Source organism: Streptococcus sp. A11 (genome assembly GCF_043674225.1).
Lineage (GTDB): Bacteria > Bacillota > Bacilli > Lactobacillales > Streptococcaceae > Streptococcus > Streptococcus suis_V.
On sequence record NZ_JBIMJS010000002.1, the window covers coordinates 66,056 to 75,417 of the forward strand.

Sequence of the window (9,362 nt, forward strand, 5' to 3'; positions counted from 1 at the left end):
AAATAAAAGACTACCCTTGCGTCTCCTGACCCCTTGGTTAATACATCATACAAATGACGATTTGGCTGAGCGTGGATTTCATCAAAGACCAAGCCAGAAACGTTTAGCCCATGTTTTGTCCCAGTCTCTGCAGAAAGAACTTGGTAAAATCCCGCATTGGAATAATTCACTATCCTCTTTGTTGCCCCCATAATCTTAGAGCGTTTCTCTAGCGGTCCACTCATCTGTACTATCTGTTTGGCCACATCAAACACGATTGACGCTTGGTTTCGGTCACAAGCGGCACCATAAACTTCCGCACTGGCTTCATTATCCGCATATAGGAGATAAAGAGCGACAGCTGCTGCTAGCTCAGACTTACCATTCTTCTTTGGAATTTCTATGTAGGCTGTTAGGAATTGGCAATTGCCATCTTCCTTGACAATTCCAAATAGGTCACGGACAATCTGTTCCTGCCACGGTAACAAATCAAAACGCTTTCCTGCCCACTTGCCTTTGGTATGGGAGAAGTTATTGATAAATGTTACTGCCCTATCGGCCTTTGCCTTATCATAGTGTGAGGTTGGAAGCATGAATGGACTTGGTTCATAATGATAACTAATAAAATTCCTCCTAACAAATCTTCCATTTCATTACCAGTACCAACTTCCGCATCCATAGTCGCTAAACGGTTTCGTGCCGAAGGTGTTAAACCAAACTGTTCACAGAATTTAAGCAAGATTTTGAGGTTAGTTTGGCTGATAGAGACTTGAGGGACTTGTTGGAGATAACCATTCGGGGTTTTGATAATGGAGCCATGCTTGGTAAGAAACTCTTCCGCCTCTTTCCAGCGAGCGTAAGCTTGACAATATCCTGCAAATGTAGTCATGTTCATTTCGGTTAAAATTCCCATTTGTTCGAGAATTTTTCCCACCCGTTTCCACTCCTTCTTTGCATCAACTTCAAGCCACTGTGGGCAACGTGGGGCTTTTGAGGCTAGTCTAACCTCCCCCTGTGGCAGAGGGCGTTTGCCTGGGTTTCCCTCTAAGAGCTTTAGAGGTGTTGGTTTTGGTTTGCGTCCTCTTTGTGCCACATACTCACCTCCTTTAGGACAAAAGAAAAGGCCCCAATTTTGAAGCCTTATACCTATTATTAAAAAACATCTTCATACTTTGGCAGAGTCTCCTCAACGGTTTGTTGGAGTGCCGTCCCTGCTTGACCTCTAATTGCTGTATCAATCTGAGAATTGATAGTGTTCAAAGCCGTCTGTGTGTTCAAAACAATATCCTTGCCATCTGCCTTAAACTGTTTTTTGACCTTTTTATAATCACCACGAATCAAACTGGCTTGGACATGGGCAGCACGCTTTTGCAATGAGCGAATAAGCTCACGCAATTCCGCATCACTATCATCTTGTGTATAGTAACTAGTGAGTGTCGTCATCTTCTTCCCTCCTCAAACCTTGTAATTCTGTCTCTAGTTGATATTTTTCTAAATGGAAACGACGCATTGCTGCTTGCTTTTCTTCCTCTAAGTTTTGAATCGATTGCCTATAGACCTGTTCTGATGCTTCTGCTAATCCTTGAAGGTCTCGATAAAAATCACTGGCTTCATCAGGATGAGCTTGATAGCGATTCAGAAGCAAGCTCATCTTTTCTCTCTCCTGTTCCAGTAAATGAGAGAGTCGACGGTGGCGGTCGTCTACATCAACCGAGCGTTCTTCCAGTAGTCGCTTATGACGATAATAACCTTCTTCTTTTTCCATCAATTCACGCTCTTTTTGACGGATAATAAGTGTTCGTTCTTCTACAGACTCTCGTGCCATGCGCTAAACTCTCCTGCCAATTTACCATCTAAAGCTTTCTTTGACTCAACAGCCTCATCTAGCTTGGTTTTTAAGGTGTCAAATGCCGTAGACAGTTTTTCCATCTTCTTGACTTTTTTCTGCGTATAATCATGAAAGTCACTTACAATTTCTTGGTGAGTCACACCATGTGAAGCAAAGATATCTCTGACTTCCCAAGCTGACAGCTCAGAGTAGATAGAAAAATCAACCTTGGACCAAATAGATTCTACCTCAGCGTCCGCCTTGGTCTTGAGAGAGGTCAGTTCATCCAAACCTGCCTTAGCCGCACCAGCCATGGATTTACCAATCACATAGCTTTGAGCAACATCAAGGAAAAGTTCTTCATCAGAATTAATACCTCCACCAGACCATTGGGTTTGTAAAATGCGGAACGATACTATACCTCCAGCCGATGAAAGTAGATGCTTGTAGGCATTAGATGTTAAGTATTCGCTACCGACAACATTACCTTTACTATCTACAATTTGCCCCTTTTCATTGATAGGGTAGGCGTCTAACCCATGTAATTGCAGGATAATCTCAAATCTATCTCTGGGATCTAATGAGTATAATTTTTGTAGTAATCCCAATTTATCCTTAATTGTTACGTTCCGTGAAATCTCTAACTCATCTGTGCCAAATATTTCATTAAAATAAGCACCTGCATTACCAATAACATCGTACCTAATTCGGTAATTATTATACATTTGATTATTAGCTTTTACCCACTCTATCGCCGCCTCAGACATCACTCTAATAGGATCGGGGCCATTAAAAGTAGTTGTAGGAACTCTGTTTTCTGCACCTATGACTAAAGCAATATAGGCACCCAAAGAATGGCCAGTAGTCGTTAACACAGCATCGGGGTACTGTTTTTTGATATCATCATAAAATTTCTGAGCGGTTTTTAATTGGCTATCTGTGAACCTTGGAAGTTCTCCTTGTTGCACATTTCCTTGAATTAAAGTATCCTTACTCCCAAAGATAACCGTTTGTATATCCGTGTCAACATCCCTAATATCTGCGAAATTCGTCCCAGTATAAGCAATAACAATCTGGCTAGTATCAGCCTTTCCATTAACATACGGAGCAACTGCCATGGCCTGCATCCCATTATCGTTTGTAATATTGACATCGTTGTTATTGTCTTGAACGGAGAGAACTTTATACTGTTGCCCTGTAACTGGGTCAGTTAACAAATCCTTCTTAACAACGGGCTCTTCATCATTTGATTGTGCCTTACTTGGCTCGACATTATAGACTTGACCTGCCAAATAATTGTAACTACTGTCTGTTATAGTTATAGTCATACTATTCCTCATCTCTATGATTTGAATGAATAACTGTTGTTCCAGTAATAGACACTGTCAGTATTTCATCTATTCTATCCATAATTCTTAATTTTGATTTAGTCTCAGACTTTTCTATTAAGGTAAAGCTATCTAAATTATATCTTATACCTCTAATATTTTCTAAACCTTTTAAATCCGAAAAAGAAAAACTCATTCGATTACTTCCATTAACCACAACTGTCGTTCCCCACATGCCAGTTTCTAAAGAATGGCCCCAACCTTGAAACTCAATCGTTTCAACATCTTCATAATCACTTACAATTAATTTGGCAATCTGAACTTCTAATTGGTATTGCTGCTCCTCCTTAGAAAGTTGATTATCTCCATTCAAACTAAAAAACATCATTAATCCTCCCAATACTAAAATACCTATGATAACCATCAATAAACGCTTACGTGTCATAAAAACCTCCTTTACTCTATTATACACTATTTCTCTAGTATTGAGAGGGTTTTCTTAAATAAAAAAAGCTTCCTGTCGAAGTTTCGTCACAATCTGATTGTTATCCACGATCTCCATCAATTCACGCTCTTTTTGACGGATAATAAGTGTTCGTTCTTCTACAGACTCTCGTGCCATGCGCTAAACTCTCCTGCCAATTTACCATCTAAAGCTTTCTTTGACTCAACAGCCTCATCTAGCTTGGTTTTTAAGGTGTCAAATGCCGTAGACAGTTTTTCCATCTTCTTGACTTTTTTCTGCGTATAATCATGAAAGTCACTTACAATTTCTTGGTGAGTCACACCATGTGAAGCAAAGATATCTCTGACTTCCCAAGCTGACAGCTCAGAGTAGATAGAAAAATCAACCTTGGACCAAATAGATGCTACCTCAGCGTCCGCCTTGGTCTTGAGAGCGGTCATCTCATCCAAACCCGCCTTAGCCGCACCAGCCATGGATTTACCAATCACATAGCTTTGAGCAACATCAAGGAAAAGTTCTTCCCCTCCGAAACTAAAATTATTAGTCGACCATTTAGATTGGAGGCCTTTAAAAGATTGCATCGCCCAAAAATGGGATTGAAGAGCACTAATCGTAGTTTCAACAAGAGGCCTACCCGTCTTCGAATCTATAACTCGGCCAGTATTTGAATCAAGATCATCTTCCCACGCCTTTATATTATGATCATCTCCATCTAACCAGCGAATTGTGCCAAAACTATCATCATATCCTGTAATATATGGATCATTACTATCATTCCAAGCTACCACACTGTCTTTTCTTCTACGATAATCAATAAATAATTCAGGATGTGTTCGGATAAACTCCTGCTCTTCTACTGTTAAAGAACTATACCGAAACCACGCATTGAACGTCGTTGTTGGAATACCATACTTAGCTCCTGCTTTTATGACATAGGACCCTTGACTATAACCTGATAGTTTAATAATATTGTAGTCTTCTTTATTTTGTAGCTCATCTATCCAGCCATCTAAAACACTATATTGTGGTGAACCAGATTTGGAAAAAGTAGCGATACCAGCTGTTATTAAATCACGTGATGTTTTATATTCTGAATCTTTTAAATTCCCTATCGGATCTACATGAATACGAGATATTCCAATATCCTTTGCATTTGGATCAGAACCAGCCACAATCACCGCTACGCTGTTATTATCAGGTTTACCGTTAACTATAGGCGCCACTGCCATACCATCGAAGCCAGTCTTTGAATCAACTTTTGTATCAACGACTTGAAATTGTTGAGAACTAATCTCAATGATATTTTTTTGGTCAGAGTTCTTAGGTTCCTTGACTATTTGCTTCGTCTTGTTACGATTTGAAAAATCCTTATTGACACTATAAACATTTTTATCCCAATTCAATTTGTTTAGTTGTTCATCTGTATACTCAAATGTCATTATTCAACTCCACTCTCTCCATTAGAAAATATTATTCTTACTTTATTGTCTGCTTGTGTCTGACCTCTTCTAGAATTCAAAAACTTCCATAATGCATCAATCTCCTCATCTTTATCACTATACATTATTCCGTCGAAATTTTTATCGTATGTCAAATTATGATTGATTCCATATGTGATTGATTTATCATCTTCAAAAATAATATGAACAGTGCAAGACCATGATCTTGGCTTTTCAGAATAATACGGCTCACTGAGACGAATTTCTTTAATATCTTGATAACTATTTTTCAAGGCCTTAACTAGGCTCACTTCATACTCACGGTTACGTTGTTCTTCTTTACTCAGTTGCTTATCACCATTCAAACTAAAAAACATCACTAATCCTCCCACTACTAAAATACTAGCTACAATACTAATCAGTCGTTTCATCTGATAGACCTCCTTGTACTTCTATTATACATTATTTTTAAAGTGTAGTAATAATTTTTAAGTCCTTATTACTCTCTATGTTTCTGTTAACATATTTATCCTTAATTGTTACGTTCCGTGAAATCTCTAACTCATCTGTGCCAAATATTTCATTAAAATAAGCACCTGCATTACCAATAACATCGTACCTAATTCGGTAATTATTATACATTTGATTATTAGCTTTTACCCACTCTATCGCCGCCTCAGACATCACTCTAATAGGATCGGGGCCATTAAAAGTAGTTGCAGGAACTCTGTTTTCTGCACCTATGACTAAAGCAATATAGGCACCCAAAGAATGGCCAGTAGTCGTTAACACAGCATCGGGGTACTGTTTTTTGATATCATCATAAAATTTTTGAGCAGATATCAATTGGCTATCTGTGAACCTTGGAAGTTCTCCTTGTTGCACATTTCCTTGAACTAAAGTATCCTTACTCCCAAAGATAACCGTTTGAATATCCGTGTCAACATCCCTAATATCTGCGAAATTCGTCCCAGCATAAGCAATAACAATCTGGCTAGTGTCAGCCTTTCCATTAACATAAGGAGCAACCGCCATAGCCTGCATGCCATTGTCATTTGTTTTGTCAACATCATTATTGTTGTCTTGAACAGCTATGACTTTGTACTGTTGACCTGTCATCGGATCTTCAATCTTACTGTCTTTAACAATTACAGGAGTATCATTAGACTTAGCTTTACTGGGTTCAACATTATAAACTTCCTCAGCAAACTTTTTATAACCACTATCTTGTATCGTCATATTAATCTTCCCTGCTATCCTTTGAATAATGGATTACTAAATCATCTAATGAGACTTTATGAATATCTGATATCCTATCTTTTAGTTTAGGCATATTTTTTTTTGATAATTTCTCGATTAACTCATTATCTGAAGGAGAAAAAACAATGCCACTAATTTCATCTAAACCAGATAAACTAGAAAAAGAAAAGCCTAGCTCATTTGAATGGTTTACAATCACAGTTGTTCCCCACATCCCTGTTTCTCTTGAATGTCCCCAACCATGAAACTCAATCGTTTCAACGTCTTCGTAATCATTTACCAACATCTTGGCAATTTGGACTTCTAACTGATATTGCTGCTCCTCCTTAGAAAGTTGATTATCTCCATTCAAACTAAAAAACATCACTAATCCTCCTACTACTAAAATACCCACGATAATAGACAATAAACGTTTACCTGTCATAGCTGACCTCCTTTACTCTATTGTACACTATTTCTCTAGTATTGAGAGGGTTTTCTTAATGTTTGTATAAATAAAAACATACATACTTTTGGAACGAAACTCAAACATTATAATCGATAAGTATATTCCACATATCGATCAGTCGTCTTGGTCTTTCTATCGTGACAGGGTTTACAAAGAGCTTGCCAGTTGTTTTGGTCCCAGAAGAGTTCTTGGTCACCTCGGTGGGGTGTAATATGGTCAACCACTATTGCCTTGGTCAATCGACCTTTGACTTTGCATTGAACACAGAGTGGATGAACTTTTAAGTAACGAAGTCGTTCTTTGTTCCACTGGGCATTGTATCCTTTGGCTTTGGTTGACTTGGTATCCAGTTGGTAGTTTGCTTTATGGTTGTCACAATACTTGTGACCATAAGGTACTAGGTTAGGACAACCATTTTGTTTACAAGGTGTGCATGGTCTTCTTGGCATTTTCCCTCCAAAGAAAAAGTACAATTATTCTAGGTAATTGTACTTTACTAATCTATTTATTGCCCTACAAAATAACATCCATTCTCTTGGAAAATTATTATCCCCCGAGCAATTGTAGGTTCTTCCATTAATGACAAACGATACATTCCACTGAGTACCATCTAAAATCTCCATCTCATTTGAATAATATTCCTTCCATTCAGACAGTTTCACACGTTTTAATTGATTTAAGAAGAAAAATAATCGGTGATTGGAGATTGTTATTATCTCTGCTTCTGTCTCAGGAAATTTTTGGATACTTACGAATTTTTCTTTTACGTTAATTTCAATTGAAATCATCGGCAACATGAAACTAAAAAGTGATACGGTTATAGAGGATACTTGAGGATTGGGCATATGAACACTCCTTTACTCTCTCAATTATATCACTATTTCTCCCAAGGAAGATAACCTTTTGTGAAATGCCCAAAGCAAGTTGTCTTGGTGTAGTCTACATTCAAGAGATTAAGTTCCTTAAAGATACCTCGTGGTGTTAAATCATAACGCTCACGAATCATTCCTTCCAGTTGTTTTGCGGTGTAGCGACTGGTTCCAAAGGTTTCTACGTAAACCGACACAGGTTCTGCTACTCCAATGGCATAGGCTAATTGTACTTCACATCGTTTCGCATAGCCTTCTCTAACAATATCCTTAGCATTCTTTCGTTCCATGTACGCTGCTGAGCGGTCCACATTGCTTGGGTCTTTTCCAGAGAAGGCACCTCCACCATGATGTGCAAAACCACCATAGGTATCGGCCACAATTTTTCGACCAGTAACTCCTGCATCCGCAAACGAACCACCAAGAACAAAACGTCCGGTCGGATTGACTAGAACTTTGAAATCTATATTCTGACGGTAACGAAGTGCTACTGCCATCATAGTTTCAGTCACAATTCGTTTCACTTTGGCAAGGTCGGCTATTTCAGTATGTTGGATGGAAACTAAAAAGGTATCAATCCGTTTCTTCTCATAGTCGTAGGATACCTGTGCTTTCGCATCCTTTCCAAGTAAGGGGTGACAAAGCGACATCAGTTTCTCAAGGACTCGGGTTGCTAGAACATAAGGAAGTGGCAGGTACTCAGGTGTTTCGTCTGTCGCATAACCAAACATCATTCCTTGATTACCAGCACCTCCATTATCTACTCCTTGTGCAATATCTGCGCTTTGGAGTCCAAGTAGGTTAGTTACCCGAACATTCTTCATACCAAGTGGCTCGACAACCTGACGAACAATGTTCTCGAGATTAAAGTAATGTCTAGTTGAAATTTCACCAGCTACCACAACTTGGTTATTCTTGATTAAAGTCTCAACTGCCACACGACTTGATTTGTCATACTTTAGACATTCCGTCAAAATGGCATCTGAAGTCTGATCACAGATTTTATCTGGGTGTCCAACTGAAACTTGTTCACTAGAAATAATCATAATTCCTCCACGCAAAAAGCCCAACCTTTAATCAGGTAGCCCTATTTGTATTCCGTAATTCTACTTTTCACGAGGTTGGTCATAAGTCCAAGCACTAGCAGAATATTAAAAATAATAAAAAATCCTGTAAAACTCCAAATACTATTGGTGGCTAAATCTTCTGTATAAAGGTATCTTTCTGTAAAAAAGAGGTAAATTCCATAGATTTCAATAAAGAATAATCCACTGATGAGTCCGATAAGAAATAAAGCACCTGAAACTTTCACAATCTGATAAAGGACAAGCAACATCAGTCCTATTGCTATGATAATCAGAAAGCTTTGTAGAATTTGTTCCAACATCTTACACCTCTTTCTAGGCTAATTGCTTGCGATAATAGTCAGCCTGTTCCTGGTCAAGTTCATCTAGTTGAGCAATCAAATCAAGGTATTCTGCCTTCGTAACCTCATCTAAGCTTGGAAAATCATTCTCACGACTCGTGATGATGAGTTCCAGCTGTCCAGTAATTTCACGCTTTGAAAAACTGTAATCAAAGGTCTCATCTTCATACTGTTCCTTTAAAATTTGGTAGTTTGCCCTATCTTCTGAACTAGTAAAGCCTTGTGTCAACCATTCTTCTAGTTGATAACGCATTTCTTCTAGTGTTTGAGCCATGATCTATTCTCCTTTTGTGATTTCTTGACTTCATTTTACCGCGTT

13 protein-coding genes and 3 pseudogenes are annotated in these 9,362 nt (G+C 38.4%); all 16 read right to left on the bottom strand.

Features of this window, described 5'->3' with window-relative positions:
• Positions 1-14 precede the first annotated feature (14 nt).
• Positions 15-602 (bottom strand): annotated as a pseudogene (locus ACHBIF_RS01695) (terminase large subunit domain-containing protein); the annotation flags it as partial.
• Positions 602-1,072, bottom strand: a pseudogene (locus ACHBIF_RS01700) (phage terminase small subunit P27 family); the annotation flags it as partial. The pseudogenes ACHBIF_RS01700 and ACHBIF_RS01695, both read right to left, overlap by 1 nt.
• Positions 1,073-1,131: 59 nt before the next feature.
• Positions 1,132-1,422 (bottom strand): hypothetical protein, encoded by a 291-nt coding sequence (locus ACHBIF_RS01705; protein WP_044693299.1) that lies wholly within the window; start codon positions 1,420-1,422, stop codon positions 1,132-1,134.
• Positions 1,406-1,804: a hypothetical protein gene (locus ACHBIF_RS01710; protein ID WP_394718235.1), complete on the bottom strand. Its 399-nt coding sequence runs from the start codon at positions 1,802-1,804 to the stop codon at positions 1,406-1,408. The genes ACHBIF_RS01705 and ACHBIF_RS01710 overlap by 17 nt, the downstream gene beginning before the upstream one ends.
• Positions 1,786-3,135, bottom strand: coding sequence for a hypothetical protein (locus ACHBIF_RS01715; RefSeq protein ID WP_394718237.1), 1,350 nt, complete (start codon positions 3,133-3,135; stop codon positions 1,786-1,788). The genes ACHBIF_RS01710 and ACHBIF_RS01715 overlap by 19 nt, the downstream gene beginning before the upstream one ends.
• 1 nt (position 3,136) lies before the next feature.
• A complete protein-coding gene (locus ACHBIF_RS01720; RefSeq protein WP_394718239.1) occupies positions 3,137-3,580 on the bottom strand; it encodes a hypothetical protein in 444 nt (147 codons plus the stop codon).
• Between the two features lie 54 nt (positions 3,581-3,634).
• The gene (locus ACHBIF_RS01725) at positions 3,635-3,757 is read right to left on the bottom strand and encodes a hypothetical protein (protein ID WP_269088161.1); all 123 of its coding nucleotides are present in this window, start codon (positions 3,755-3,757) and stop codon (positions 3,635-3,637) included.
• Positions 3,739-5,040 (bottom strand): hypothetical protein, encoded by a 1,302-nt coding sequence (locus ACHBIF_RS01730; protein WP_394718241.1) that lies wholly within the window; start codon positions 5,038-5,040, stop codon positions 3,739-3,741. Before ACHBIF_RS01730 ends, ACHBIF_RS01725 begins: the two co-directional genes overlap by 19 nt.
• Positions 5,040-5,471 carry a hypothetical protein gene (locus ACHBIF_RS01735; RefSeq protein ID WP_394718243.1) on the bottom strand — a complete coding sequence of 144 codons (432 nt, stop codon included), beginning with the start codon at positions 5,469-5,471 and terminating at the stop codon, positions 5,040-5,042. Before ACHBIF_RS01735 ends, ACHBIF_RS01730 begins: the two co-directional genes overlap by 1 nt.
• A gap of 109 nt (positions 5,472-5,580) precedes the next feature.
• A pseudogene (locus ACHBIF_RS01740) lies at positions 5,581-6,279 on the bottom strand (hypothetical protein); the annotation flags it as partial.
• Position 6,280: 1 nt separating this feature from the next.
• Entirely contained in the window at positions 6,281-6,724 is a 444-nt protein-coding gene (locus ACHBIF_RS01745; protein ID WP_044762353.1) for a hypothetical protein, read from the bottom strand.
• A gap of 107 nt (positions 6,725-6,831) precedes the next feature.
• Entirely contained in the window at positions 6,832-7,197 is a 366-nt protein-coding gene (locus tag ACHBIF_RS01750) for an HNH endonuclease signature motif containing protein (RefSeq protein ID WP_394718245.1), read from the bottom strand.
• 24 nt (positions 7,198-7,221) lie between these two features.
• The gene (locus ACHBIF_RS01755; RefSeq protein ID WP_394718247.1) at positions 7,222-7,593 is read right to left on the bottom strand and encodes a hypothetical protein; all 372 of its coding nucleotides are present in this window, start codon (positions 7,591-7,593) and stop codon (positions 7,222-7,224) included.
• 32 nt (positions 7,594-7,625) lie between these two features.
• Positions 7,626-8,663 carry a methionine adenosyltransferase gene (metK, locus tag ACHBIF_RS01760; protein WP_394718249.1) on the bottom strand — a complete coding sequence of 346 codons (1,038 nt, stop codon included), beginning with the start codon at positions 8,661-8,663 and terminating at the stop codon, positions 7,626-7,628.
• A 41-nt stretch (positions 8,664-8,704) separates the two neighbouring features.
• On the bottom strand, positions 8,705-9,004 hold the full coding sequence (locus ACHBIF_RS01765) for a DUF5966 family protein (RefSeq protein WP_394718251.1): 300 nt from the start codon (positions 9,002-9,004) through the stop codon (positions 8,705-8,707).
• Positions 9,005-9,017: 13 nt separating this feature from the next.
• Positions 9,018-9,317, bottom strand: a complete 300-nt coding sequence (locus ACHBIF_RS01770) for a DUF5962 family protein (protein WP_394718253.1) — start codon at positions 9,315-9,317, stop codon at positions 9,018-9,020.
• Between the last annotated feature and the right edge of the window lie 45 nt (positions 9,318-9,362).

Coding starts and splice junctions, on each gene's coding strand:
- ACHBIF_RS01770 (WP_394718253.1), bottom strand. CDS start 9,317: ATGGCTCAAACACTAGAAGAAATGCGTTATCAACTAGAAGAATGGTTG.
- ACHBIF_RS01720 (WP_394718239.1), bottom strand. CDS start 3,580: ATGACACGTAAGCGTTTATTGATGGTTATCATAGGTATTTTAGTATTG.
- ACHBIF_RS01725 (WP_269088161.1), bottom strand. CDS start 3,757: ATGGCACGAGAGTCTGTAGAAGAACGAACACTTATTATCCGTCAAAAA.
- ACHBIF_RS01715 (WP_394718237.1), bottom strand. CDS start 3,135: ATGACTATAACTATAACAGACAGTAGTTACAATTATTTGGCAGGTCAA.
- ACHBIF_RS01710 (WP_394718235.1), bottom strand. CDS start 1,804: ATGGCACGAGAGTCTGTAGAAGAACGAACACTTATTATCCGTCAAAAA.
- ACHBIF_RS01765 (WP_394718251.1), bottom strand. CDS start 9,004: ATGTTGGAACAAATTCTACAAAGCTTTCTGATTATCATAGCAATAGGA.
- ACHBIF_RS01755 (WP_394718247.1), bottom strand. CDS start 7,593: ATGCCCAATCCTCAAGTATCCTCTATAACCGTATCACTTTTTAGTTTC.
- ACHBIF_RS01750 (WP_394718245.1), bottom strand. CDS start 7,197: ATGCCAAGAAGACCATGCACACCTTGTAAACAAAATGGTTGTCCTAAC.
- ACHBIF_RS01745 (WP_044762353.1), bottom strand. CDS start 6,724: ATGACAGGTAAACGTTTATTGTCTATTATCGTGGGTATTTTAGTAGTA.
- ACHBIF_RS01735 (WP_394718243.1), bottom strand. CDS start 5,471: ATGAAACGACTGATTAGTATTGTAGCTAGTATTTTAGTAGTGGGAGGA.
- ACHBIF_RS01730 (WP_394718241.1), bottom strand. CDS start 5,040: ATGACATTTGAGTATACAGATGAACAACTAAACAAATTGAATTGGGAT.
- metK (WP_394718249.1), bottom strand. CDS start 8,663: ATGATTATTTCTAGTGAACAAGTTTCAGTTGGACACCCAGATAAAATC.
- ACHBIF_RS01705 (WP_044693299.1), bottom strand. CDS start 1,422: ATGACGACACTCACTAGTTACTATACACAAGATGATAGTGATGCGGAA.